The sequence below is a fragment of the Asaia sp. As-1742 genome, from assembly GCF_011753235.1.
GTDB classification, from domain to species: domain Bacteria; phylum Pseudomonadota; class Alphaproteobacteria; order Acetobacterales; family Acetobacteraceae; genus Asaia; species Asaia bogorensis_B.
The window spans coordinates 63,609-89,487 of sequence record NZ_VWWA01000001.1 but is presented as its reverse complement, the minus strand read 5'-3'; the positions used below and the strand labels follow the sequence as shown (position 1 = coordinate 89,487).

18 protein-coding genes are annotated in these 25,879 nt (G+C 58.2%); 9 read left to right on the top strand and 9 right to left on the bottom strand.

Annotated features, from left to right (window positions below):
• Window positions 1-193 precede the first annotated feature (193 nt).
• The 3 genes from F3J08_RS00305 (at window position 194) to F3J08_RS00295 (ending at window position 4,564) form a co-directional block, all read left to right on the top strand.
• A complete protein-coding gene (locus F3J08_RS00305; RefSeq protein ID WP_166928009.1) occupies window positions 194-1,300 on the top strand; it encodes a P1 family peptidase in 1,107 nt (368 codons plus the stop codon).
• Window positions 1,301-1,506: 206 nt separating this feature from the next.
• A complete protein-coding gene (locus F3J08_RS00300) occupies window positions 1,507-3,159 on the top strand; it encodes an NAD-dependent malic enzyme (RefSeq protein WP_062165886.1) in 1,653 nt (550 codons plus the stop codon).
• Window position 3,160: 1 nt separating this feature from the next.
• Window positions 3,161-4,564 (top strand): lyase family protein, encoded by a 1,404-nt coding sequence (locus F3J08_RS00295; RefSeq protein ID WP_166928008.1) that lies wholly within the window; start codon window positions 3,161-3,163, stop codon window positions 4,562-4,564.
• 793 nt (window positions 4,565-5,357) lie between these two features.
• On the opposite strand, the gene F3J08_RS00290 is transcribed toward F3J08_RS00295, so the two are convergent.
• On the bottom strand, window positions 5,358-5,711 hold the full coding sequence (locus F3J08_RS00290) for a hypothetical protein (protein WP_240149043.1): 354 nt from the start codon (window positions 5,709-5,711) through the stop codon (window positions 5,358-5,360).
• 262 nt (window positions 5,712-5,973) lie between these two features.
• Between F3J08_RS00290 and F3J08_RS16900 the strand changes: the two genes are divergently transcribed.
• Window positions 5,974-6,174: a hypothetical protein gene (locus F3J08_RS16900; protein WP_205206602.1), complete on the top strand. Its 201-nt coding sequence runs from the start codon at window positions 5,974-5,976 to the stop codon at window positions 6,172-6,174.
• Between the two features lie 56 nt (window positions 6,175-6,230).
• Here F3J08_RS16900 and F3J08_RS00280 read toward each other — a convergent pair whose 3' ends face one another.
• On the bottom strand, window positions 6,231-7,286 hold the full coding sequence (locus tag F3J08_RS00280; RefSeq protein ID WP_240149073.1) for an AAA family ATPase: 1,056 nt from the start codon (window positions 7,284-7,286) through the stop codon (window positions 6,231-6,233).
• 661 nt (window positions 7,287-7,947) lie between these two features.
• Between F3J08_RS00280 and F3J08_RS00275 the strand changes: the two genes are divergently transcribed.
• Window positions 7,948-9,447: a S10 family peptidase gene (locus tag F3J08_RS00275; RefSeq protein WP_166928005.1), complete on the top strand. Its 1,500-nt coding sequence runs from the start codon at window positions 7,948-7,950 to the stop codon at window positions 9,445-9,447.
• Window positions 9,448-9,512: 65 nt separating this feature from the next.
• Here the strand turns inward: F3J08_RS00275 and F3J08_RS00270 are convergent, their stop codons facing one another.
• The 4 genes from F3J08_RS00270 to F3J08_RS00255 form a co-directional block, all read right to left on the bottom strand.
• The gene (locus F3J08_RS00270) at window positions 9,513-11,018 is read right to left on the bottom strand and encodes an aldehyde dehydrogenase family protein (RefSeq protein ID WP_166928004.1); all 1,506 of its coding nucleotides are present in this window, start codon (window positions 11,016-11,018) and stop codon (window positions 9,513-9,515) included.
• Between the two features lie 247 nt (window positions 11,019-11,265).
• On the bottom strand, window positions 11,266-12,057 hold the full coding sequence (locus F3J08_RS00265) for a deaminated glutathione amidase (protein WP_166928003.1): 792 nt from the start codon (window positions 12,055-12,057) through the stop codon (window positions 11,266-11,268).
• Window positions 12,058-12,169: 112 nt separating this feature from the next.
• The gene (locus F3J08_RS00260) at window positions 12,170-13,123 is read right to left on the bottom strand and encodes a BadF/BadG/BcrA/BcrD ATPase family protein (protein ID WP_166928002.1); all 954 of its coding nucleotides are present in this window, start codon (window positions 13,121-13,123) and stop codon (window positions 12,170-12,172) included.
• 93 nt (window positions 13,124-13,216) lie between these two features.
• Window positions 13,217-15,691: a TonB-dependent receptor gene (locus F3J08_RS00255; RefSeq protein ID WP_166928001.1), complete on the bottom strand. Its 2,475-nt coding sequence runs from the start codon at window positions 15,689-15,691 to the stop codon at window positions 13,217-13,219.
• 327 nt (window positions 15,692-16,018) lie between these two features.
• Between F3J08_RS00255 and nagB the strand changes: the two genes are divergently transcribed.
• The gene (gene nagB, locus F3J08_RS00250) at window positions 16,019-16,786 is read left to right on the top strand and encodes a glucosamine-6-phosphate deaminase (protein WP_166928000.1); all 768 of its coding nucleotides are present in this window, start codon (window positions 16,019-16,021) and stop codon (window positions 16,784-16,786) included.
• A 154-nt stretch (window positions 16,787-16,940) separates the two neighbouring features.
• On the opposite strand, the gene F3J08_RS00245 is transcribed toward nagB, so the two are convergent.
• The 3 genes from F3J08_RS00245 to F3J08_RS00235 all read right to left on the bottom strand — a co-directional run bounded on the left by F3J08_RS00245 (window position 16,941) and on the right by F3J08_RS00235 (window position 21,257).
• Entirely contained in the window at window positions 16,941-19,133 is a 2,193-nt protein-coding gene (locus F3J08_RS00245; protein ID WP_166927999.1) for a beta-N-acetylhexosaminidase, read from the bottom strand.
• Window positions 19,134-19,160: 27 nt separating this feature from the next.
• Window positions 19,161-19,970, bottom strand: a complete 810-nt coding sequence (locus F3J08_RS00240) for a copper homeostasis protein CutC (protein WP_166927998.1) — start codon at window positions 19,968-19,970, stop codon at window positions 19,161-19,163.
• Window positions 19,971-20,120: 150 nt separating this feature from the next.
• Window positions 20,121-21,257, bottom strand: coding sequence for an ROK family transcriptional regulator (locus F3J08_RS00235; protein WP_122039703.1), 1,137 nt, complete (start codon window positions 21,255-21,257; stop codon window positions 20,121-20,123).
• Between the two features lie 509 nt (window positions 21,258-21,766).
• Between F3J08_RS00235 and gluP the strand changes: the two genes are divergently transcribed.
• The 3 genes from gluP (at window position 21,767) to F3J08_RS00220 (ending at window position 25,856) form a co-directional block, all read left to right on the top strand.
• The gene (gene gluP, locus F3J08_RS00230) at window positions 21,767-23,047 is read left to right on the top strand and encodes a glucose/galactose MFS transporter (protein WP_166927997.1); all 1,281 of its coding nucleotides are present in this window, start codon (window positions 21,767-21,769) and stop codon (window positions 23,045-23,047) included.
• Between the two features lie 49 nt (window positions 23,048-23,096).
• Window positions 23,097-24,167 (top strand): N-acetylglucosamine-6-phosphate deacetylase, encoded by a 1,071-nt coding sequence (gene nagA / locus F3J08_RS00225; protein ID WP_240149072.1) that lies wholly within the window; start codon window positions 23,097-23,099, stop codon window positions 24,165-24,167.
• 171 nt (window positions 24,168-24,338) lie between these two features.
• Entirely contained in the window at window positions 24,339-25,856 is a 1,518-nt protein-coding gene (locus F3J08_RS00220) for a carbohydrate porin (RefSeq protein WP_166927995.1), read from the top strand.
• Window positions 25,857-25,879: the final 23 nt, after the last annotated feature.

Genomic DNA, 25,879 nt, shown 5'->3' with positions numbered 1-25,879 from the left:
AGCGCCTCTTGATCCCGAACGGGACCGAAGGCGCTTTTTTCTTTGGGGCTGGATCATTCTCACCCGGAAGCCGCACTGCCTTGTGGCGCTGACTGGCTCACTCCGGGCCAACATAGGTCTTTCATTGCTCCCTTGCGCGTGATCGCTCTAGTTTGGCCCGCCCGAACCAGCATATGCCCAAAGGACCCCCGCCATGAAACGCCGTGTTTTCTGCCTCGCCAGTCTGGCAGCGACAGCGCTCGCGAGCACACCAAAGACCCGTGCTGCGTCACACGGCCATGTGGGGCAATCCAACACACTCGCCGACGTTGCGGGCTTCAAGATCGGGCAGGCTCAGGACAGCGTGCGCCGCACTGGTGTGACCGTCATTCTGCCGGACCAGCCCGTACCCTGTGCTGTCGATGTACGCGGCGGCGGTCCCGGCACACGTGAAACCGACGCGCTGAATGGCTGGAATCTCGTCCATCGCATCGATGCCCTCACCCTCTCGGGCGGATCGGTTTACGGCCTGGCCGCAGCCGATGGAGTGGCCGCATGGCTTGGCGCGCAAGGGCGTGGCTTTGCCATGCGCCGTGTGGCGGGTGTGCCCGTCTCCCCCATCGTTCCAGCGGCCATCCTGTATGACCTCGATAATGGTGGAGACAAGAACTGGGGCGAAACCCCACCCTATCGAGCCCTCGGTATGCAGGCCGTGCGCGATGCGCAGCGCAGCCTCGAACTTGGCACAGTTGGTGCGGGATACGGCGCGACATCGGGCCGGCTCAAGGGTGGTATCGGTTCAGCCTCCTGGGTCACGGTCGACGGAATCACAGTTGCGGCCCTTGTCGCCGTCAACAGCCTTGGGGCCGTGACGCCACCGAATCAGCGTCAGTTCTGGGCCGCCCCTTTCGAGCAGGGGCAGGAGTTTGGCGGTCTTGGAATCTCCTCCGCCACTGTCCCCCCCGATGACTGGACCGGTACGAAACTCGACCCCGCCCCACGTGCCAACACGACCCTGGCCTGCATCGCCACGGATGCGACCCTTGATCAGGACGACCTCAAGCGCATTGCGATGATGGCACAGGATGGGCTCGCCCGGGCCATTCACCCTGTCCACTCGCCTTTTGATGGCGATACGATCTTCGCACTCTCAACGCAGCGCCGCATAATTAAAGACGAAGGACGGGCTCTGATTGTAGCCCGTCTGGGCAGTATCGCCGCCGATGTGCTGGCCCGCGCCGTCGCGAGAGGGGTTTATACCGCGACGCGCCCGCCGGGCATGAACATCGACCTGTGGTCGGACATACCGTCGCGCCGGTAATCACGCAGCGGTAATTCCAGCCCGGCGCAACAGCCACCCCATTGGGCCGACAACACAGAAGGCGGGGCAGGAAAATAATGCCGGGATAATAACGCTGCGATCACGTTAGCTCTATCAGGGCTCGCCACATGACTCAGCATATGTTCTTCTTCCCGCCCGCGATTTCTGGCGAAACCGCCCCGACCATTTTTTCCGGAGACAAGCCCATGACCAGAACGCTGTCTGTTGCGCTCTCGGGGCAGGATCTGCTCAACCATCCCTTCCTCAACAAGGGCCTCGCCTTTTCCAGCGAAGAGCGCGATGCTTTTGAGCTGCATGGCCTCCTGCCCAAAGCCGTCCAGACGCTGGACCAGCAGGTTGAGGCAGCGCTGAAATTCCTCGATGCCCTGCCCTCACCTTTTGCACGCCATGTGCATCTGCGCGAATTGCAGGATACGAACGAAACGCTGTTCTATGCGCTACTGACCCGCAAGATCGATGCCATGCTGCCGCTGGTCTATACCCCCACCGTGGGTGAAGCCTGCCAGCGTTTCTCCGAGATCTGGCGTCGTCCGCGTGGCCTGTTCCTGAGCTACCCCGAGCGCGAGTCGATGGAAGATATCCTCGACAACCCGGCCTATGACGATGTGCGTGTGATTGTCGTCACAGACGGCGAGCGTATCCTTGGCCTGGGCGATCAGGGCGCAGGCGGTATGGGCATCCCCATTGGCAAGTTGTCGCTCTACACCACCTGCGCGGGTATCTCGCCTGACCAGACCCTCCCGATCGTGCTCGATACCGGCACCAATAATCAGGATCTGCTGCAAAACCCGGCCTATATCGGCTGGCGTCACGAGCGCGTACGCGGCGCAGAATATGATGCCTTCATCGAGCGTTTCGTGACCGCCGTGCAGACACGCTGGCCCCATGTGGCCCTGCACTGGGAAGATTTCAGCGGCGCCAATGCGGCCCCCATTCTTGAGCGCTATCGCGACCGGCTTTGCACCTTCAACGACGACATCCAGGGCACGGCTGCCGTCACTACTGCTGCCATTCTGAGCGCCAATGCGGCCCATGACGGCAAGCTCAAGGACGAGACCATCGTCATGCTGGGCGCGGGCTCTGCGGGTGTGGGCATTGCCAAACTGCTGCTTCAGGTCATGCTCGATGAAGGCGCGAGCGAGGAAGACGCGCTGGCCCGCTTCTACATGCTCGATCAGGACGGGCTGTTGCTGGACGGGCGCGAAGGGCTGACCGACGGTCAGGCGCTTTTTGCCCGCAAGGACTGGAAAGACCGCCCCACCGATTTCGAAAGCGTCATGCGCGAGTGCAAGGCCAGCATCCTGATTGGCGTGTCCGGCGTGAAGGGGCTGTTTACCGAGACCATCGTGCGCGAGATGAGCAAGACCTGCAAACGCCCGATCATCTTTCCCCTCTCAAACCCGACCTCCCATTCCGAAGCGACCCCTGAGGATATCATGGCCTGGTCGGATGAGCGCGCACTGGTCAGCACGGGCAGCCCCTTCCCGCCGCTCGACCTGCATGGCCGCACCCACCGCGTGGACCAGACCAACAACGCCTATATCTTCCCCGGTCTCGGGCTCTGCCTGCTGGCCACCGGCGCGACCCGCGTGACGGATTCCATGTTCATGGCCGCAGCCCGCGGGCTTGCCTCGCTTTCGCCGCTGCGCAGCAACCCCGATGGCAATCTGCTGCCGCCCGTCACGCAGCTGCGCAAGGTGGCTCTGGCCGTGGCCGAAGCCGCCGCCCGTCAGGCGCGTGAAGATGGCGTTTGCCCCTCTTTCAGCGATGACGAATTGCTCGAACGCATCCAGTCTCTGGTCTGGACGCCCGAATATTGTGCTTATGAGAAGATCTGACATGACCGACACACGCATTGAAAGCGACGGCCTCGGCGAAATCGAAATCCAGGCCGACAAGCTCTGGGGCGCGCAAACGCAGCGCTCGCTTCATTATTTCAGCATCGGCCGTGAGCTGATGCCGCGCGAGATGATCGAGGCCTATGCCATCGTCAAGCGTGCCTGCGCGAGCGCCAACCATCAGAGCGGCCGTCTGGGCGAGACGCAGTACAAGCTGATCACCACGGTTTGCGATGAAATCCTTGCCGGTCAGCACGCCGACATGTTCCCGCTGCATGTCTGGATGACCGGCTCTGGCACCCAGTTCAACATGAACATCAACGAGGTCATCTCGAACCGCGCCTGCCAGCTTTCCGACGAGCCTCTGGGCAGCAAGCGCCCGGTTCATCCCAATGACCACGTCAACATGTCGCAGTCCTCCAACGACAATTTCCCCACCGCCATGCATGTGGCGGTCGTGCTGGGCAGCCGTCGCAGGCTGATCCCGGCCCTGACCCGTCTGGCGGAATCCATCGAGGCCAAGGCCGAAGAGTGGATGGACATCGTCAAGATTGGCCGCACCCATATGCAGGATGCCGTGCCGGTCACGCTGGGTCAGGAATTCCACGGCTATGCCGGAATGTTGCGCGAGAACATCGCCCGTATTCAGGAAGCCGAGAAGGGTCTCTATCCCCTCGCCCTTGGGGGCACCGCGCTTGGCACCGGCATCAATACCGATGCCCCCTTTGCTGGTCGCGCCTGCGCCGAAATTGCCCGCCTGAGCGACGCCGCCTTCATCAGCGGCGAAAACAAGTTCGCCCTGCAAGGCGCGCATGATGCGCTCGTGCATTTCTCTGGCGCGCTGCGCACCACGGCAGGCGCGCTTTACAAGATCGCCAACGATATTCGCCTGCTCTCCTGCGGCCCGCGTGCCGGTTTTGCCGAGCTGCATCTGCCCGAAAACGAGCCGGGCTCGTCCATCATGCCCGGCAAGGTCAACCCGACCCAGGCCGAAGCGCTGGCCATGCTGGCCGTGCAGGTAATGGCCAATGACGTGGCGGTGGGTTTCGGCGGCGCCGGTGGCCTGCTGGAAATGAACGTCTACAAGCCGCTTATCATCCAGAACATCATGCAGAGCATCACCCTGCTGCATGACGGCAGCGAGAATTTCCGCACCTTCCTGATTGAAGGCACCAAGCCGAACCTCGCCCTTATCGAGCGCTATGTGGCAGAATCCGTCATGCTGGTGACGGCCCTCGCCCCCACCATCGGCTATGACACGGCGTCAAAGGTCGCGCATCACGCCATGGATCATGACTGCACACTGAAAGAGGCCGCCCTAGCCCTGAACGCGGTCAGCGAAGCCGATTTCGACCGACTGGTCGACCCGCGCACCATGCTGGCACCGAATTTGAAGGGAAAGTAAAGGAAAGCGGGGCTCTGCCCCGCCCCCCGGAAAGGGGCAGAAGCCCCTTTCATCCCATTTTTATCCGTCGCTTAGTCGAAGCTGATGGGTGCTACGAGGCGCATCACCCGCGTCTGCGCTGGTGCCTTAACGACGGCCGATCTGTTTCCTCTGACGTGGGTGACCACCGAGCCCTGTGCAGTTGGCATTCATCGGGGCGACTTCCCCCTGATTGCATCGCACACGTCTATCGGACGCTTGTGGTTTTCGGAGCCACCCTGACAGCCTTGATAAGCGTTTTCACGGATTAACCGCCCTGAGGGCGTATCGTGTAACGCCTCTGATAGTGACCGGGTGCAGGTTCTCCCGTCTCTCGCATCCATATCCGCCGCCGCGAGGAACATCTCAACAAAGGGTCCCGGCGTGATAGGCGTCTGTGCCTTATGAAGCTGCGAGAACAATTTGACGCCAAACGCGCATAACCCGGGATAAAGGTTCGGGTGGTTAAGCAAATGAGCATCCAGCCTCCTGCCAGCGACAATTGGCAGATTTCCCGTGTACAAGCTGTTGAGCCCATTGGCGGTACCTGCCCCATAGAGACCAACTTCACGCGTCAAATAATCAAGCAGGATGAGAGACCGGCAATCCTCCGTCTCACATCGGCGCTTCGATGCTTCGCGGGCAGCGACGGCGACACCATCAATCGTAGGAGATTCCAGCACAGCCTCGATCGGATTCCATGCGGAAGCAGCGACCGACTCATCTGACGCTACCACAAAGAGAAATGATGCGAGGACCTGGAGAAAAATGCGCACTATTTCCCCCGATAAAATTTGAAATTGCGTTCGTCCAAACCCGGGACCGCAACATTATCTAAGTAGTTAGCCCATGACGGCTTGTAGTCTTTCGCAGGGGTACCTTTTTTATCGACCACACCTGCGACGCCTTCCAGACCGCCTCCGATATCCTTTCCATGCTTCACGGATTCGGCATCCTTTTCTTTCGGCATGACCTGCGGTGAATAGAAATAAGTCGCGCGCCCAACTGATATCACGAGCACGGCCTGATAAAATCTCACAAGCGATCTGGGGAGTCTGAGAAGTCGCGGGTTGATTAGATGCGTACTGTCGATGCCCGTGATCAAAAATAACCGAGTAAACACGGTCATACTGGTGCGACTTCATGCGATTAACAATAGTCCAACCCACCATTGCCTGTGTTGTTGCACCGTAAACGTCGGCCTCAGACTGGATGACTGTGGTGAGCCTTGCAACATTACCCTCCGTTGCGACGGATTTACCAGTAAGTCATTTTAGCTGAGAAGCACCCGAACTGGTCCAGCCTGCATCCCGCTGCATGACGGCAGCGAGAATTTCCGCCCCTTCCTGATTAAAGGCACTAAACCGAACCTCACCCTTATCGAGCGCTATGTGGCAGAGTCCGTCAAGCTGGTGTCGGCCCTCGCCCCCACTATCGGCTATGACAAGGCCTCAAAGGTCGCGCATCACGCCATGAGCCATGACTGTACGCTAAAAGAGGCCGCTCCGACTCTCAACGCCGTCGGCGAAGCCGACTCCGACCGTTTGGTCGACCCGCGCACCATGCAGGCACCAAATTTGAAGGGCAAGTAAGGGAGAGCGACGCTCTGCCCCGCCATCGGAGATAAATCAAATAAGCGCATCTAACCCTATCTGCAAACACTCCCAAATAATTCCATAAAGTCTCGACGATAGGTTGGCCACCCAATATTTGCGAAAACTCCGCATATGTGCTCGACTACACTATCCGACTCTTTTTGTAATCGGTTGGATAAATATTTTTCCAGCTTTTCGACAAAGGCCTTCGCTGATTTTCTCCTATCCGCGCCGGAAACAGTACAATCGTAATCAGATGTGAGCGGAGAAATCCTTATCTGATTATCTCCACATCTTGCCCTGATGGAGCTCTCGAATGCCGTTGTATTATCTACAATATAGTCAGCCAAGCCAACCTCCGGCGTAAATGGTAGATAGCTTATATCTTTAGAGTTTTTCTCCATCTGTGCCAATTTAGCATAGCTCTTGCTTTTCTGGAGCGTTTTTATCGACTCGTCTTTAACATCATAGTCGAGCACAGCCCTCTGCAATACTTGACTAGGTAAAACTGAATGATTCCGATCCAAAAAAGCTATAACCGCGTCAAAGGGACCTATGGGCACGATTTTTATAGTGGGGCGTGTAGTTGGATCCTTGAATTTTTCTTCTGCAAATTTTTCGTAGAATGCTTGCAACACTTCGCGAGCAAATGTGTCTTCAACGTACAACACAATGTCTGGAAGACTCTCTTCATCGGCAGCAATACTTCCTATGGCATAGGTTGGGAAACAACCCACCACCGGAACAACATCTCCCGACTCTTGACGATCAAGATATATTATATTTTTCTTATTAATAGTCTTCAACAGAGTAGCTGAATGAGTTGAAAATATTATAGTAAGAGACTTATCTTTGGATATTCTCTCAAGGTGCTTGAGCAGATTTACCTGCGCCCTTGGGTGGAGCGCCATCTCCAATTCGTCTATGATGATCATGCTGTTATTTCCAGCATCCTTCAAGAGGCGTAGCAGTTTCAAGATACACAACTCGCCTAAGCTAAAGTGCTTTTCCGAGTGATAGGTGGCTGGCGCCCCTCCGAGTGATAGAACAAAGGCATCATTCCCTACACCCCTGCTCAAGTTTATGGTGCGCAATGATGAAAATTTCATTGTTTCAAATATATAGTTAGCTGAAGAAACTACATCTGCATCGGCCTTCCGTAAGTTATGCGTATTAAAGTCCTCAGGCCGCGGCGTTATACGCTCAGCCGTAACACCTATATATAATACCGATGAGTACCCAAACTTGTCCAAGAGACGAGAGTTTTTTCGAGGTCTGGGCGTCCATCTTTCTCCGCGGTAGGCATATTCGACTGTTTCACCGTTTATTTCGTAGGAAATGCTCCCTTTTGCATGATTATCTAATTGGTTCGACTGCAACGAAGATGGAAAATGAACGCCAAAAGCGTTGGAATGTCCTATGCGGTGCAGACAACCCAATAAAGAAGTTTTCCCACACCCATTGGCGGCAGTGAGAAGCCAAACACCCCGATCAGGCACCTCAAAGCGAAGCCTCGTGATATTCCTCAAATTCTTGATATCTATTGTACCGCTCACCATTTAAACTCCTCAAGAGTCCGTCAATAAATTCTTCGAATACAACTGATATATTTTATCTACGTCAATTAAAAGTTTTTTATGATATCTCAATTCTATATACTCATGCCTACGCGTATCGGCTTATTTCACCCCCGCTGCGTCGCAGAATCATGCCCCACATTGCACCCCCTTCCGAGATTGTTATACTGTTCCAAACTCGAAAGGACTTTGCATGTCGCGCAAGACTCTTGTTGCGGCGTTGCTGGCTTCGGCCTGCTTCGCCCTTCCCCTTCTCCCCGCCGCCCACGCGGCTGAGCCCGCCAAGAGCGAGGCACCGAAGGAGGGATTGGCGGCGCTGCTGCCTGCAGATTCCATCACCAAGCATCATCTGACCGCAGGCGGGCAGAGCATTGCCTATACTGCCCATGCAGGCACGGTCACGCTGCGTGACAAGGAGGGCAAGCCCTCCGCCAAGGTCTTTTATGTGGCCTATACGAAGGACGGGGCGAACGCCCAGACGCGCCCGGTGTCGTTCTTCTTCAACGGCGGCCCCGGCGCAGGCACAGCCTATCTGAATCTCGGTGCAGCAGGCCCGCGCGTGCTGCAATTCCCTGCGGATCATCCGGAAGATGGCGCGCGCGCCCATCTGGCCGACAACCCGGATAGCTGGCTGCCCGCCACCGACATGGTTTTCATCGATGCCGTGGGCACGGGGTATTCGCAGCCGACCGACCCGAAAAAGGCGGCCGAGCAGTTCTATAGTGTGACCAAGGATGGCGAGGCTTTCGCCAAGGCTATTGCGCTCTGGGTTGGTGAAAACGGGCGTCAGGGCTCGCCGCATTATCTGGTGGGTGAGAGCTATGGCGGCATCCGCTCGGCACAGGTGGCCGATGCGTTGCAGCAGCAGCAGAACCTTATCGTCAATGGCATCGTGATGATCTCACCCGCCATCCAGATGCAGTTTCTGGACAACACGAACAACCCGATGGCCTCGGCCATGGCGCTGCCCACCTTCATCGCCTCGCATCTGTCACAAACCGGCAAGCTGACGCCGCAGGCGGTAGATGAAGCCTATCACTATGCACTCGGGCCGTATCTGACCACCATCGCCAATGCCCCGCCGAAGGGGGATGACGCGAGGAAATTCTATACCGATCTAGCCGCCCGCACCGGCCTGCCGGTGGATGTCATCACCAAGGAAATGGGCGAGCCCAACCCGTTTGCGCATGACGTGCGCAGCCGCGATGGCCGCCTGTACGGCATCTACGACTTCACCCAGTCGATCCCTGACCCGTACGCCGATGGCATCGAGAACGGCCAGAGCCCGGAAATGACGCTGTCCGGTTTCGGTCGTGCCTATGGCAATGCCTATAGCGGCTATCTGGCCAATGAGCTCGGCTACAAGACCGACCTCACCTATGATTTGCTGAGCATGGAAGTGAACGGCGCTTGGAAGTTCACCAGTTCCGGCTCACAACTGACCGATCAGGTCGGTATTTTGCGCAAGATGCTGGCACTCGACCCCAGCCTGCATATCTTCATCGCCAATGGCTATTTCGACATGGCCTGCCCGTTCGGCACCACGCGCTGGACCAAGGACCATATCCCGGTCGGGGCCGATCGCATTGCGCTGCATCTCTATGAAGGCGGGCATATGCTCTATACCCGCCCTGCCAGCCGCGCCGCGCTCACGCGTGACGTCTCGGCATTTTATAACGATACGTCCAAGTAAGACGGTCGGGCACGGGGTTTGTCGCCCCGTGCCTGGAGAGGGGCGACGGCCCCTCCCCTCCCGTTTCAGAAGAAACCGAGTTTCGTCTCGCTGTAGCTCACCAGCAGGTTTTTGGTTTGCTGGTAGTGGTCGAGCAGCATCTTGTGCGTTTCGCGACCGATACCGGATTTCTTGTAGCCACCGAAGGCCGCGTGGGCGGGATAGGCGTGGTAGCAATTCACCCATACGCGCCCGGCCTGTAGCCCACGCCCCATGCGGTAGCAGGTGTTCGCGTCGCGGCTCCATACGCCCGCACCCAGACCGAACTCGGTGTCATTGGCAATGGCCAGGGCCTCTTCCTCGGTCTTGAAGGTCGTCACCGCCAGAACGGGGCCGAAAATCTCCTCCTGGAAAATACGCATCTTGTTGTTGCCACGGAACACAGTCGGCTCGATGTAAAAGCCGTCATCCAGCGTTCCGCCAAGTTTTGCCGCCTTGCCGCCAGTCAGAAGCTCGGCCCCTTCTTCCTTGCCGATAGCGATATAGGACAGGATCTTGTCCTGCTGCATCTGCGAGTTCTGGGCCCCCATCATGGTGGCGGGATCGAGCGGGTCGCCCCGTTTGATGGCCCGCACGCGCGGCAACACTTTCTCCATGAAGCGCTCATAGATTGATTCATGCACAAGGGCTCGGCTCGGGCAGGAGCAGATCTGCCCCTGATTGAGGGCGAACATGGCAAAACCCTCAATGGCCTTGTCGAGATAGGAATCATCACGATCCATCACATCGGCAAAGAAGATATTGGGGGATTTCCCACCCAGTTCGAGCGTTGCAGGAATAAGGTTTTCTGCCGCGGCATGAGCAATGGTCTTGCCCACGCCGGTCGAACCCGTGAAGGCCACTTTGGCAATGCGTGGGCTTTTAGCGAGGTAATCCCCCACATCGCGCCCGCTGCCATTGACGATATTGAGTACGCCCGACGGAAACAGATCACCAATAATATCCATTACTACCAGAATACTGGCGGGCGTCGTCTGGGCGGGCTTCATGACCACACAATTACCGGCGGCAAGCGCAGGCGCCAGCTTCCATGCAGCCATCAGGATCGGGAAATTCCAGGGAATGATCTGCGCGACAACACCCAGCGGCTCATGAAAATGGTAGGCCACGGTGGTGTCATTGATCTCGCCCAGACTGCCTTCCTGCGCCCGGATGCACCCGGCAAAATAGCGGAAATGGTCAATCGCCAGCGGAATATCGGCGTTGAGCGTCTCACGCACCGGTTTGCCGTTATCCCAGGTTTCGGCACGGGCAATGAGGTCGAGATTGGTCTCCATACGGTCTGCCGCCTTGAGCAGAAGAAGCGCCCGGTCAGCCACCGAGGTCCGGCCCCATGATTCACGCGCCTGCTCGGCGGCATCGAGCGCCATATCGACATCAGCGGGGGTGGAATGGGGAACCTGGCACAGTACGCGACCATCGACTGGCGAGTGATTATCGACATACTGGCCAGAAACTGGCTCACGCCACTGTCCGCCTATGAAATTGCCATAGCGTTCGCGAAATGGAGGACCTGCCTTGTTTCCCGACATCTTATCTACCTTTCCAGCAGACGGTAGGGCGACATCTTAAGAGATGTCTGGGCCTATCCGCCCGAACTCAGTATAGCCGTTATCAGCAACAGAATTACTGTGCCGTTTAACGTTATTCATGAGATAAACATGAAAAAGCCGGTCGGGTTTACTCAAGCTCGCGAGAGGTCACCGCTTCGTGAGAGCGCTGCAAGGGCAGCACTGTCGCCAGAAAGAGGCGACCACGCCCTGCATCCTCGCTGCACTCTCAAAGATCGTCGCGCAGAACAGGCGCAGCGAAGCGCCGGTTTTCGAGCACGGGCAATATGCGCCTGACCTCCTGCACATGGCTCTGGTCGAGTGTCGTCATGATCAGCCCCGGCCGGGCGCCCTGTGCGACCACCACCACGCCAAGCGGGTCGATCACCATGCTGTTGCCGATATTCTGCGGACCGCACTCGCCCGCCCCCAGCACATAACAGGTGTTTTCGAGCGCTCTGGCCGCCAGCATGATTTCCCAGTGCCGCTCCTTGCCGGGCCCGCGTAACCAGGCAGCAGGCACAACAATCGCCTCCGCACCCGAGAGTGCCAGATGACGCGCGATTTCCGGAAAGCGCACATCGTAGCAGGTCATGAACCCGATCCTTACGCCACCGATATCGAGAACAGGTGGCAGGTCATGGCCGGGGGCAATCAGGCGTGATTCCTGCATGGCAAAGGCATCGTAAAGATGCAGCTTTCTGTAGCAGGTCAGGATAGCCCCATCGCGCATGACAACGAGCGTGTTGTGAAACCGCCCTGCCCCATCAGGCACGTTCACGCAAAACGCGACCGTGATATCCTGCGTGACCGCCAGCAGCCCGCTCACAAACGGGCCATCCAGCTTCTGTGCCGTGCGCAGTACATGATCCGGGTCCGCCGGATCGCGCGCCAATATTCCCTCGGGCAACACAAGCAGCTTCGCGCCACCCGATCGGGCTTGCGCGATCATCCCGCTCGCTATGGCAAGATTTTCTTCCCATTGGGCCGAAACGATAAATTGTCCAAGCGCGACGCGCATCGCAAGCTCCATTCCGGTGCGTGATCTCGCCACCCTAGACCGGCGAGGCACGCCTTGCCATCACGTCGTCATCGTTGTTACGCGATAGAAGCTGCGAGAGCGCCGAAGCGCCCTAGCTGATCCCGGCAGCCTCCAGCGCCTCACCCAGGCGCGCGACAAAGGCGCTGTCCGTAACCCAGCCCGCCAGCTGAGCGGCAACGAGCACGGCTCCCCCGATGGGGGGCAGACCCGGCGCGACAGGCGCACCGCATTGCTGCGTGATACGCTCGCGCAGGACAGGGCTGCGCATGGTTCCCCCGGCATAGCTCCATGCCAGATGCGGTGCGCCGAGCCTGTGACGCAGGGCATGAACATGCCGCGCAAGGTGCTCTGCCGCCTGCGCAAACAGGTCATGCGAGACGACACATCCCTGCTCTGCAAGTCGCCCCAGCTCTGCTGTAAGGGCTGCCACGGCCGGTCTGGCCTCGTGCAGCCCTGCATACCATTCCTGAAGAGCGCTCGTGCAACCGGCGGTCTCCTCCGGCCAGCCCTGCATCCTCGCAAAACGCGCCTGAAAGCCGGTCTCGTCAGGGAGGCGCCCATCCAGAACCTGCGCCAGATGCGCAAGGGCCAGACGCCCGATCCAGTAGGCACTTCCCTCATCGCCGAAGAGACTGCCCCAGCCACCCACACGGGCTGTCCGCCCCTGTTCATCCTGCCCCCAGGCCATCGACCCCGTGCCAGAAAGCAGCAGCACGCCCGGCCCGTTCAGAAAGGCACCCCGGCAGGCCATATCGACATCATTATGGATGACATGGGGCGCCGGACAGGCTGCACCAAGCGTCTGCGCCAGTTCGCGGCTGAGCCGCCCGCTCTCGCCAAATCCAGCCATGCCGAAAGCTGCGGCACGAATATAGGGCTGCTGACCCTCCAGCAGCCCTGTAATCACGCTCCGCCACTCTGGCACGTCAAACGGGTTGGACCCACCGGCCTTGCGTATGTCAGCAAGGGAGGCGTCAGGTCTGACGCGCAGAAGAAGTGTTTTCGTGCCGCCGCCATCAATGGCGACAATATCGTTGTTCCGCACGTGTTTCCCGTCTCTAGGCCATTGAAACGCGCCCGGACATTCTCCGGGCGAGGGCGATGAGTCAAGTCGATCCGGTTATTCATCCACCCCGGATCAGAACCCGGTCGAGAGTGAAACCAGAGCCGCGAAGTTGCCACCAACAAGATAGATCGGTGAGCCAGCCTTGGTCTGATTGCCGTAAATCCCTGTGCGGCTCTGGGCGCTGGTGACGAAGCTGGCTGGTGCGGAACGATAGATGTTGTTGCCGATATTGACCAGATTGAGCTGGATTTTCGGGCCGTTCAAATGCGCGACATGAGGCAGGCGATAACCAAGCGTGATGTCTGACACGACATAGCCCGGCATGCGCTGGTCATTCATGAACGTGGAATATTGCGAGCTGATATAACGCAGGCTGAAATTCCCGAAAAACTGCCTGTTGTCGTCATAGGCAAGACCGACGGACGCCGTCACATGCGGTGTGGCCACCATCGTCTTGCCCGCGGTTGGCAGATAATCGATGACGGACTGACCCGCTGCGTTGGTCGCAGAGACAGGCAGATTATTATCCGTTGTCGCGTGCAGGTACTGGGCCGAGACATACGGGCTGAAATGATGCCAAGGCTTGAGCCCCAGCTCACCCTGAATACCGCGGATCGTCTCGCCACCCACATTGATCGGCATGGAAACCAGCGTGTTGGTGCCAGGAATATAGGAGGTGGAGCTTACCTGATGATTGGTCAGGTTCATGTTGAACGCCGAAACCTGAAAATGGATCAGCGTGCCGTTATGGCGATAACCGATTTCCTCACCAATACCGTATTCGCCCTTCAGGCTGCCTGGCTGTGATGTGGCCCCAACTGAGTTGGGATCGAAAATCTGGCTATAGGCCTGCACCGAAGCCGGCGCACGGAACGAGGTCGTGCCGTTGATATAGATCTGGTCCTTGGATGTAAGCGCATAGCTGATGGCCACCTGTGGCAAGGGGGCGAAGTAATTGCGCACTGTCTTGTAGGGATCGGCCCCGGGCACGTCATTCGTCCCCTGACGTGACACCATGACCGTACGAAAGCCCGCGCTCAGTGTCAGCTTGTCATTGAGCAGCTTGAGCGTGTCGGCAATGAACAGCGCGTTGATCTGCTGCATGAAATTGAGGTTGTAGCCGCTCAGCAGATCACCGCCCGGCACACGGATGCCATAGGCTCCATAGGAATTGGCAGCCTTGCCCGAGAAATCCACGGTCGCGAAGGTCGAGTGCTCCTCATGCGTTGCATAGGAATACCAGTAACCGCCAGACAGCGTGTTGTGCCCGGAAGTCCAGTCGAGAGACGTATTGATGGCACCGACTTTCTGGTTCCACGGATCGACCGCAACCGTCGTGATCTTGCCGTTGGTAACGTAAGGCTGGTTCAGATTGCCATAGATCTGCGTCCCGAAAGTACCACCGGATGCCGGAATATTCTCACCACCCACAGCGGGGCCGAACTGGTGAACATAATAAGGCGTGACACTCAGCTTGAGCCCGCGTGCCAGCGTGAAATGCATGGGCACCACGACATCCTGCGAGTTCAGATTGCTCAACTGAAGCTTGTAGTAGCTGGCATCCCCCGGCGTGTAGTGGTCGCTATAGGTCAGCCCTTCGCCCCATTGCTTCCACTGGGCCGCCGTTGGCGACCGAAAAGGCGTCTGCTCCTGTTTGTTGAAGCCGAAGATGGCGCTGATCGAGTTGCCATCCCCCCATTCCTTCACGAATTTCGCATCGACATGGTAGCGCTTCAGCCCGCCGGGACCACGCCAGTTATTGTTCGATTGGTGCGAAAACGATACGAAACCACGAATGCCAGTCTGGCCGATATCACCCGTATCCAGACGGAGGAATTCCTTGTTGGCGCTCTTGTTGCCTCCCATCAGATTGATGAAGCCACCATATTTGTGCGACGGGTTCAGCGCTGTCGCTGAAATCTGCCCGCCAACCGCGTTGAATGTCGGCGCATTGAGATCGGGCGAGCCTTGTGAGACCGTCACGGAACCCAGATTTTCCGTATCGACAAGCATCGCCGTGTAAGGCTCGTAATTGATCGGATCAGCCAGCGGTGCACCTTCAAACAGATAGCCGATCTGGCTCTGGTTCATGCCACGCATGGTGATATTGTCACCCGCCGTCGCGAGCGGACTTTGATTGGCATAGACCACGCCCGGCAGATTGGCGATCATCGACGAGATATTGCCCGTGGGCGCCTGCTTGGCGATGAAGTCGCGCGTCACCCCGCTTTGTGAGCGCGGCGCAGTCTGCTTTGGCATCAACCCGCCGCCCGGCGTGGTATTGGTCGTCCCATCCGCATGACGGCTGGATGATCTGACCGAGATTTCCTCTGCCTGCGGGTTGGGCCCCAGAACAGAACCCTCAGTCGCACTTCCCGCCCGGCGATGCCCGGAGCCGGCTTTCTGCACGGGTGCCGGGGCCCTGGCTTTTGCGTGCTGAGCGCTTCCCTCGGGTTGATCTGCTACCGGTGCGGCCATAGCTTCGGCCGCAGAATTAATTGCGATGGCGGAACAGAAAACAAGGAGATCACGTCTTAGATGGCGCATGGTCCACTCCCGTTTGCGTGGAGGATTCAAAATAAATCGGCCGCGATTGAAAGAACTGTTTGTTGTCCGTCCGTATCGTTCCGCGTTCTTGCAAAACGTTAGACGGCTGATTTTCACCCTGCAATTGTTTATTGAAAAAACTAAGTGATTTGCTGGCGTTCAGGAAAATTTACGCCAGAAAACCCTTGTTACGTCACGTTTGAGTGTCGTTCCCGCGATTTTTACTTAATTTATGTCGATAAACAAAGGGGGAGGTCTTATCAGGAGATGGAATCGGTATCGCCCCGGATGCCTCAGGGGCCTCACAACACAGGATCATGACCGTCCATGCGCCTTATTATCATGCCAGAGTCCGGCTCCGCCATGCGACTCGCCGCTGCCGAAATCGCCTCGGTAATGACCTCCTGCGCATCGCCTGTGCTTGGCCTGGCGACAGGGCGGACCATGGAAGGCGTCTATGGGGATCTGGTCCGACTACACCAGAAACAGGGGCTCGATTTTTCAAGCACGACCAGCTTCAATCTTGATGAGTATGTTGGACTCTCTGCCGATGACCGCAGATCCTATCATTACTACATGAACGATCTGCTTTTTCGTCACGTCAATATTTCCCAGACAAACGTACACCTTCCAAACGGGGTCGCCGCTAATCTTGCGCAGGAATGTGCGGATTACGAGCAGGCGATACGCAATGCAGGCGGGATTGACCTGCAATTACTCGGCATTGGCGATACAGGGCATATCGGCTTCAACGAGCCGCCCTCGCCATTCGACACGCGCACGCGCTGTGTCACGCTCAATGAGCGCACCCGTGAGCAGAACGCTGCCATGTTCGGTGGTGACCCTCAAAAGGTGCCTGATCGGGCCCTGACGATGGGCGTCGGAACCATTCTCGAAGCGAAACATCTCCTGCTTCTTGCGCTTGGTTCTGCCAAAGCAGATATCGTGGCGCGCGCCCTTGAGGGCGATGTCACACCGCAGGTCAGCGCGTCGGCCATTCGGCTTCATGACCGTTGCACGGTCATTCTGGACGAGGCCAGCGCCTCTGCCCTGACAGAGCAGACGAGACGCAGTGCAGACTTCCGCCCGCGCTGAAAATCCCGTGTGCCGAGGCGCATTTTTAAGCCTGTTCCCCATGTAGCTTCGTGGCGCGGCGTATCCAGGGGCGCTGCTCCTTCCATATCAACGCCCGGAATATTTTCCTGAATGAAAAAGGGGCTCCGGAATAATCATCCGGAGCCCCTTTTTTTCAGTCGGTGCTGGCGACCAGCGCCTTTATGCCGGGCACAATAGCAATCAACAGCCCTCCCGGGGGCTGGTTCGTATGGTTCGAGGCTTCGTGGTCAGCGCTCGCGGCGTAAGCGGCATCCTGCTCGGCAAGGAGTGCCTCGGCATGCTCATGCCAGGCCTTGCTTTTCCTGCCCGGCTGCATGGCGTCCAGGCCAAGCTGTGACAGCGCCGCGATCTGAGCCGAAACGGGCTTCACCTCATCAATGACTGGCTGCGCAGGTAAAGCCTGAAACGCCTTGTCGTTACCGATATAGCGTAAAAGGTGGCCCTGCACCGCGGCGATAACGCTACGATCTCCCGCCTTGTAGCGCGCCGCAAGCGCGTTGAATTCGTTCCCTTCAAAGCTGTCCGGCCCTGCAATTGCTGCAGGAGAACTCAGGATTTCATCACCCTTGTGGCTCGCAAGCCGGTTGATTGCATAATTGCGCACCGGCACGGTGATCGCGACCAGCTGCGTCAATGGCGTAATGTTCTGCGGGGTCAGGCGGGCGATCATCCGGGCCTGATGATCGCTCGCCTCCAAACCGAATGTCTCAAGCATATTCATGACCAGCGGAAGGCGGCTTGTGAGGGCCTGCGGGTCTCTTACCGATTGATCGGACCAGTAGCGCTCGGCTAGGGCGGCAGAGCGCGGCCAAAGACGCGCATCGACCATTTCATCAGACACGACTTCCGTCCAGAGCGGTGCCTCACCACCCAGCACCAGTTTCTTCTGAGCCTCATCCAGCGGCGGCGCATTGGGATCGAGCGTAAAGGCATCGTCAAGCGGGCGAGGTTTCTGCCCCGGCGGATTGGGTGCCAGACCATCGGCACGCGTATCGAACGGGTCAACGGCATAATGTGTGGTCGAGGGATTGAGCAGATCGAGATAATACCCCGATGACACGACCACCGGATGACCGACACGCGTGGCAGAGCCGATCCATTTGGAGCCGCGCCAGGCCTCAACAACGACATTTTTAGGTATGGGGGCCTCGCTTACCTCATCCCAGCCCATCATGATCTTGCCATCCGCAGCGAGGAGCTTCTCGATCTCTGCGGTAAAGGCCGCCTGCATGGCAGGCGCATCCTTGTAGCCGTGCGCCTGCATATAGGCCGTGATCTGCGGGTTGGTTGTCCACTGGCTGGATACCACCTCATCACCCCCGGTATGAAAATAGCGATCCGGGAAAAGCCGTGCCATTTCGGCAAACAGGATACGGGCGAATTCGAGCACTTTGGGGCTCGTCGGGTCCATTGCCGGCGTGTTGAGGTTAGGGTGCTTCGCGCAATGGGTCGTTGTTTCGCCATTACCCGAGGCGACGTCGCAATCCTTCACCCAGTCTTTCATCGTCACGACGGGCTGCTGCGCAGCAAGCTCAGGATAGGCCGCCAGAATAGAGAGCGTATGCCCCGGCACGTCGAATTCCGGCACGATCCGTATGCCCCGGTCGGCGGCATAGGCGATGATCTCGCGTATCTGATCCTGCGTGTAGTAACGGCTATGCCCACCGAGTTCCTGAAGGCGTGGCAGGCGCTTGCTCTCCACCCGGAAGCCGGTTCCATCGCTCAGATGCCAGTGCATGACATTGAGTTTGGTCAGTTCCATCGCATCCAGCTGGCGTTTGATGGTATCGGTGGACTGGAAATGACGCGAAACGTCGAACATGAGACCGCGCCATTTGAAGCGTGGCGCATCGACAATACGCCCCTGCGCGATCACCGGTGCAGTGCCTCTCGTGTCCAGCATCTGCAGCAGCGTGGCAAAACCGTGGATTACACCAGCAGGGCCATCGGCAGTCAGCCTGATACCCTTGGCAGAGATATCCAGCTTGTAGGCCTCATGCGCGTCGAGCGTCAGATAGGCAGGGTCTCGCCCTACGTCGATCGTGAACGTGGGCCCATGACTCGTCGCGGGGCGAACGCCAGCCGCTGCGAGACGTGCGCTGAAGCGCGCAGCAGCCCGTTTCAGCAAGGGGGTGGGCGCGTGTGACCAGCGAATATCCGGCAGCGCCGTAAGCGCAAGGCTCTGCACATCCAGAGCAACGCTGGCAGGCTGGGGCATGAAAACCGGGGTCAATGGCGCAGCCAAGGCAGGTCGGATCGCGGCACAGCCAGCCAGCAATACGCCAAGCGCAACCCCGGAGTGGATTACCCTTTTCGGGAGAAACATCAGGCCCAATCCTTTTTCAGAAGCAGGTCACTCCGGGCATGCAGTGCGTATCGCCTCGTGCAGCCGAAGGATCTCCGCAGAAGATGTCACAGCGTGAGACGCTGCGAATCCGAAATGATCCAGTCGCCCATCCTGCACTGCTGATTCTATCCGGCAAGAGGCATGAAACGATTTCACGCCGCTTGACGCAATCAGGTCGCCCACATTGTCGGGGCGCACAGCACTGCCAGCCATGATGTCGATACGACCACGCGCATGATCATTCAGCCTGCGCAAACAGGCCGCCCCATCGGGCGCACGAACGGCCTGCCCTGAGGTCAGTACGCGCTCGAACCCCAGATCCATCGCCACATCAAGTGCTGCAATCGGGTCGGGTGTAAGGTCGAAAACACGATGCAGTTGCCGGTGCAGACTCCCACAGGCGAGAGACAGTCGCTCGAGCAGCGCATAATCGAGCGCCCCATCTTCGAGGGCGGCACCCAGCACGACACCATCCATACCCGCCTCCCGTACGAGCGCGATATCGTTCTCCATCTGGGCAATGTCTGCGGGAGAAAATATAAAATTACCCGCTCGCGGCCTGATCATCACAAACACCGGCACGCGGGAGCGCCGCGCCTGCGCCAAAAACCCGCCAGAGGGCGTAAGGCCCCCAAGGTCTAGCGCTGCGCAGAGTTCGATGCGTTCGACCTGATCAAGCTGGGCCGCTTCAAACCCCGCCATATCGTCAACGCAGATCTCCAGGCTTGTCTGCCCGGAACGAGCGCTTGATCCTCTGGTATTCGCCGGAATATCACGTCTCACACCCGGGACGTCACGATCCTGATCCGATGCCATATTGCTCGCCTCTCCGCCCTGCCCGTTTCCTTCATCGACCCAGCCAGCACGTCTGCCGTCAAATAGCCTGTGTTGCGGCATAACGGCGCCAGGTACTCACCAGCCGCTTTTTGACAGGATACGCGATGAATTTCTGACCATATTGGTCGATCAGAGATTCGCGTTGCCAAAAAGAAAATGCTGGGCCGCCAGACTGGCGGCGCCAGTCGCAAAATCCAGCGGCAGGAGAGATGAAAGCAATAGCTCTGTATGATAGCTGTCACGCCTGAGAACATGCGCCTCAACAGCCTGTCGAAGGGCGCGAGCAAACACACTTTCAACCAGATTCGGATCCAGACGGACAACAATACGAGCAGGGTCGACAAACTGGATGACCTGCGAGAGCGCGACGCCTAGCGCCGTGCCTGCCCGGTGCAATATCGTCAGGGCCTCAGGGTGCCCGTCAGTCGCCATCTGGACAATACCTGCTATATCATCGGGCAAACCTGCCCGGCGCGCAGCACCCAGAATTGCGGGCAGCGCCGCAAGGGTTTCGAGGCATCCCGTATTCCCGCAACGGCACGGTAAAGCGACGCCGTCAATGGCAATGGGCGAATGCGACATCTCGCCTGCCCCACCGTGTCGCCCGCGATGCAGTCGGCCATTGATGATATGGGCACCACCGATACCCTCGCTGACAAAAACCAGGCTGAAATCCTGCAAGTCACCTGAATTGCCGAAAAGTTGCTCGCCCACGATCAGCGCATTGGCGTCATTCTCGACGAAAACCGGCAGATTGGTCATCGCTTTGAGGCGGGAGCCAATCTCCACATCCTTCCAACCCAGCGTGGCTGAGGCAAGGCATGTCTGACTGTCCGAAGAGACGATCCCGGCAATAACAATACCGATACCGGCAATCGCGCCAATATCAGGCGTCGCCATATCGATGATCCTTTTTACTGCACACGACATGGCAGCGAGACTGGCCTCGACATCATTGACGAGGGGGAAAGTCAGCTGCGCATGGATGCGACCATGCGGATCCGTGAGCACAGCGCAGGCCGGGTCGGCCTGTAACGAGATTCCGATAAAGCTCGCAGCATCCTGCCTGAGACCAAGCATGACAGACGGACGGCCAAAACCGAAAACACGCTCTCTCTCGTCAAGAATCCGACGCTCTATCAACTCACGCACCAAGGCGGTTACACTCGCCTTGCTCAGGTCAAGTATACGCGCAAGATCGGTGCGGCTCTGTGGGCCGGAGCGACTGAGCACGCTCAGGATTCGGTGATGGCCAATCGAGAACATTTTTTATTTCATTCTCTTAATTTATCGCGGATTTTCTATCATCAGGATTGTGGTACGCCGCCAGGCAGCCCTCTAAAGGCCTGATCCAATCTGGCTCGGAAGTCAATTTTCAACTTCAGACAGCTGCCTGTCTGATGCCGGGTTCGATCAAAACCAGAGCTGCGCGTGTTGAATATGCTCGCAACAGCCTTGAAGCATCTTTTTCTCCCCACAGCCGGGGATTAACGAGCCTGCGCAGCGGGCAGATATCCAAGAGCGTGTCAGCGCGAGAGGAATCCTGCCCGCTGAAATCGATGATCGTCGATACTACGGATTCTCTACCGGAATGCGCCTCATCGGGGCCGCCCAAGGTTCTGCGCACGTCCGGGCGTGAAACAATCGCAGTCTCCGATTATTGTGAAAGCGAAACTTGCAAATGATGCTGGCCTGATCGCAGCATCTTACCTATAATCCCGTTAGTTTATTTTTTAAAATAAATACCCTCGTTCAGATGAGGAATTTCAGACAAGATGTCCAAGCTCCCCCCGGATGACAACAGGCTGGTCGGCTCCTATGGCTATAGCGCCCTGGCCATTGCTGCCCTTATCTTTTTCGCCATGGGTTTCGTGACGTGGCTGAATGGGCCGCTCATATCCTTCGTTCGCGTCGCCTTCTCACTAAGTGAGTTCAGCAGCTTTTTCATTCCACTAGCGTTTTATTTCTCATTCTTCCTCTTTTCGATCCCGACCTCGCTGGTTGCGCAAAGACTGGGGCTGAAGGCGGGACTCACACTCTCCGTTCTCGTCTCCGCTCTCGGCGTCGCGGTTTTCGGGCAATTTGTGGCTTGGCGTATCTATCCGGGGGCTCTGACCGGCCTGCTGATTCTCGGCGCCGGCATCTCGCTCATGCAGGTGGTGATCAATCCGCTGGTCAGCCTGCTCGGGCCAGCCGATCGTGCGGCGCAACGCATCTCGATTATGGGAATCTGCAACAAGACGGCCGGCATACTGGCTCCCATCGTGCTTGGCCTACTGGTCATGCGCAATATCGGTGCCGTCGCAGAGAAAGCCCAATCTGCTACCGACCCTGCTGTCCGTGAAGCCTTGCTCAACAATTTCGTGCAGGCGCTTTATCTGCCCTATCTGGGCATGGCCGGCATTCTGGTGATTATCGCCGCCATCGTGGCCTTCGCCCCCCTTCCCAATCTTGAAGCCCCCCCAATCCAGACAGGCGATGGCGCGAGCCCAAGCTTCTTCAAGCCGCATCTGGTGTTCGGTTTCATTGCGATGTTCCTTTATGTCGGCATCGAAGTGATGGCGGGCGATGCGATTGGCACCTATGGGCAAAGCTTTGGCCTGCCTCTGGATGAGACCAAATTCTTCACGGCCCTGACGCTGACGGGGATGCTGGTCGGCTATATCATGGGCTTCATCATCGTACCGCGGTTCATACGGCAGGAAGTCTATGTGCAGCTGTCCTGCCTTGTCGGCTGTGTGCTGACCGTTCTGGCGGTACTGACCCAAGGCTATACCTCCGTTTTCTGCGTCGCACTGCTGGGTGTGACCAATGCCATGATCATGCCCACCCTTTTCCCGATTGCCATACGCGGCGCCGGTCATCTCACGGCCATGGCCTCGGCCATCATGGTCATGTCGTATAGCGGCGGTGCGGTCGTGCCCCAGTTCTATGTCTGGCTCAAACCGGTCTTCGGCTTTCAGGGCATGTTCGCCATGATCGTCATTCCAGCCTATCTCATCATTCTCGGTTACGCCCGCCGCTATGGCCGCGTCGGGCTCTCACAGGGAGAATAGGATCGTGCTTACCCATCTTACCGGACAGATCGTCCTGCCAGATCGTATCATGCCCGGTACCATTTCCTTCGATGAAGTGATCCGATCCATCGAGCCGGCTACCGGGGCGACCGATCGTTACATCCTGCCCGGCTTCATTGATGGGCACGTACATGGCGGGGGCGGCGCTGACACGATGGATGGCCCCGAGGCCATCAGAACGCTCGCACGATTTCATATGCAGCACGGCACGACCACAATCCTGCCAACCACAATCACCCGTCCCTGGGCCGATGTCATGCGCGCGCTTCATGATGTGGCCGGCATCATGGAAAATCCCGGTTCCGATGAGCCGCGTATTCATGGTGTCCATCTGGAGGGCCCTTTTGTCAGCCCTCACAAGCTCGGGGCGCAACCGCCTTTCACCATAGCCCCCACCTCCGACAAGCTCGATGATGTGCTGGCAGCCCGATGCGTGCGCGTGGTGACTCTCGCACCCGAGATAGAGCACGCCGATGAGGCCATAGATCGACTCGCTGCTGCCGGTGTCCGTGTCAGTCTCGGCCATACCACGGCAGATTACGAAACGAGCGTGACCGCCCTTTGCCGCATCTGCACGGCAGGAGGGGTCGGCGGCGGGACGCATCTGTTCAATGCCATGTCGCCTGTGGAGGGCCGCAATCCGGGCCCGGTCACCGCCTTGATGTGTCATGACGCCAGCTATGCGGAAATGATTTTCGACACCCATCACGTGCATCCGGCCAATTTCCGGCTCGCCTCACGCGTCATGCGTGATCGTCTGGTTTTTGTGACCGATGCCATGCGTGGCGCGGGTCAGCCTGACGGCCCGAGTTCGCTCGGTGGTCAGGATGTGGTCATCAAGGATGGCGTGGTCCGCCTGCCGAACGGTTCGCTGGCTGGCAGCGTGCTGACGCTCGATCAGGCCTTGCGCAATGCTGTGGCCCATGGGGCCTCCCTGCCTGAAGCGAGCGCACTGGTGAGCAGCAACCCGGCGCGTTATCTCGGCCTTCATGACCGCGGCACGCTCGACTGCGGAAAGCTGTCCGACATGGTGGTGATGGATGCCGGACTTACCGTATGTGAGATCTGGGTTGGCGGGCGCAAAACCTATGAAGCATGAGGAGCAAAGGGTAGTGCGTGATAAATCACGCAACACTCTCATGGGTTTGTAACAATATCACACGGAATCTTGTATTTTTTCTTGGTATTGCGCGAACATGTCTTTCTGTTAATGCCTTGTTCAATCACGCTGCCTTTTCAAGGCGGCGGCCAACTCAGACCAGTCAGAGTGATGAGCAGAACAGAACTGATCCCGCATACCCCTTCCAGCCCATCCGGCCCGAGCCCCTTTGCGGGCCACTCAAGGCGTCCCGCAAGGCGATGGCGAGCCTCTGTCGTCCTGTCACTGACACTCGCCCTCGGTGCGGTCTCGGCCACACAGGTTCACGCCCAGGCGCAGACGGCCAAGACCCTCGAAAGCGACGACTACGTCGCCATGGGTTTTCCCATTGCCGGTCAGGGCGCTGTGCCCATCGGCCCCCTTGTTCCTTCCCTCTACGGTAATCCGCATCTTCTGGGTGACTGGGGCGGGGCGCAAAGCTGGATGCAAAAGCGCGGTATCTTCCTCAACGTGGCGCTCAACGAGGAATATATGGGCAATCTCACGGGTGGACGCACGCGTGACAATGTCTTTGCCGGTCAGGTTGCTGCCGAACTCGACATCGACTGGCAGAAGCTGGCAGGTTTCAAGGGGTTCTGGACCCATATGCTGGTTGTGAACGGCCATGGTCGCAATTTCAGCTACTCGCTGGGCGACTATGTCTCCAACCCCGAGCAGATCTACGGCGCACGTGGCAATGTCGTCGCCCATCTTGTCTCGATGTATGCTGACAAGACCTTTTTGCATGACAGGGTCATTCTTTCCGCCGGTGTAATCCCCACCGGGACGTTCTTCGACTTCGATGCACTTGCCTGTAACTTCATGAATGTCAGCGTGTGCGGCAATTTTGCGCCAGGCAAATATGCGCCGGGCGGACGCGACTGGCCCTCTGCCAATATCGGCGCCGTGCTGCGCGTACGCCCGACGGAGCGCACCTATCTTATGGGTGGGTTGTTTGCCGTCAGCCCGCATTCCTTCAATGGCGGCGTGTCAGGCTGGGCCCTTGCCCAGGATGGTCTGGGCAAGCTCAGCTCTCAGTTCGAGGCTGGCTGGGATCCCGCATTCGGCAAGGACAAGCTGCTGGGTCACTACAAGGTCGGGTTCTATTACGACAATTCACGCTACCCGCATCTCTATGAGGACCGTTACGGCGGCTCCTATCAGGCCAGCGGCCTGGGCGCACGCCAGCAGTCGGGAATGTGGTCCAGCTGGTTCATGTTCGACCAGATGCTCATGCGCAGTGGCAAGGGTTTGGCGGATGGTCTGATCGTCATCGGCGGTGTCGGTTATGCCCAGGGCAATGTGGTGGCCATGCGTGACCACGAATGGATCGGCCTCCTGCAAAGTGGCACACCGTGGCATCGCCCGCTCGACCAGATCGGTGTCATGTTCCAGCATATGAACATGAGCCGCTCGGTGCGCTTGCAGCAGGAATCCTCAGTCGCTCTGGGGCTGCCTTTCGTGTCCAATCAGTGGGGCAACGTCTATGGCGTGCAGAACTGGGAACAGGTCTGGGAAGCTTTCTACAGCGTGCATCTGGCACGGGCCACGGCGCTGCAGTTTGACTTCCAGTATCTGCAGCATCCCGGTGCCACAACCACCTTCAACGATGCCGCTGTGATTGGCGGCCAGTTCACCACCAATTTCTGAGCAAGGCGCTGCGCCGGTGCATG

Excerpts from the sequence above, each read along its gene's own strand:
- F3J08_RS00280 (WP_240149073.1), bottom strand. The coding sequence starts at position 7,286 with ATGAAATTTTCATCATTGCGCACCATAAACTTGAGCAGGGGTGTAGGG.
- nagA (WP_240149072.1), top strand. The coding sequence starts at position 23,097 with ATGCCCGGTACCATTTCCTTCGATGAAGTGATCCGATCCATCGAGCCG.
- F3J08_RS00300 (WP_062165886.1), top strand. The coding sequence starts at position 1,507 with ATGACCAGAACGCTGTCTGTTGCGCTCTCGGGGCAGGATCTGCTCAAC.
- nagB (WP_166928000.1), top strand. The coding sequence starts at position 16,019 with ATGCGCCTTATTATCATGCCAGAGTCCGGCTCCGCCATGCGACTCGCC.
- F3J08_RS00270 (WP_166928004.1), bottom strand. The coding sequence starts at position 11,018 with ATGTCGGGAAACAAGGCAGGTCCTCCATTTCGCGAACGCTATGGCAAT.
- gluP (WP_166927997.1), top strand. The coding sequence starts at position 21,767 with ATGTCCAAGCTCCCCCCGGATGACAACAGGCTGGTCGGCTCCTATGGC.
- F3J08_RS00265 (WP_166928003.1), bottom strand. The coding sequence starts at position 12,057 with ATGCGCGTCGCGCTTGGACAATTTATCGTTTCGGCCCAATGGGAAGAA.
- F3J08_RS00235 (WP_122039703.1), bottom strand. The coding sequence starts at position 21,257 with ATGTTCTCGATTGGCCATCACCGAATCCTGAGCGTGCTCAGTCGCTCC.
- F3J08_RS00275 (WP_166928005.1), top strand. The coding sequence starts at position 7,948 with ATGTCGCGCAAGACTCTTGTTGCGGCGTTGCTGGCTTCGGCCTGCTTC.
- F3J08_RS00240 (WP_166927998.1), bottom strand. The coding sequence starts at position 19,970 with ATGGCATCGGATCAGGATCGTGACGTCCCGGGTGTGAGACGTGATATT.
- F3J08_RS00255 (WP_166928001.1), bottom strand. The coding sequence starts at position 15,691 with ATGCGCCATCTAAGACGTGATCTCCTTGTTTTCTGTTCCGCCATCGCA.
- F3J08_RS00220 (WP_166927995.1), top strand. The coding sequence starts at position 24,339 with ATGAGCAGAACAGAACTGATCCCGCATACCCCTTCCAGCCCATCCGGC.
- F3J08_RS00295 (WP_166928008.1), top strand. The coding sequence starts at position 3,161 with ATGACCGACACACGCATTGAAAGCGACGGCCTCGGCGAAATCGAAATC.
- F3J08_RS00245 (WP_166927999.1), bottom strand. The coding sequence starts at position 19,133 with ATGTTTCTCCCGAAAAGGGTAATCCACTCCGGGGTTGCGCTTGGCGTA.
- F3J08_RS00290 (WP_240149043.1), bottom strand. The coding sequence starts at position 5,711 with ATGACCGTGTTTACTCGGTTATTTTTGATCACGGGCATCGACAGTACG.
- F3J08_RS00305 (WP_166928009.1), top strand. The coding sequence starts at position 194 with ATGAAACGCCGTGTTTTCTGCCTCGCCAGTCTGGCAGCGACAGCGCTC.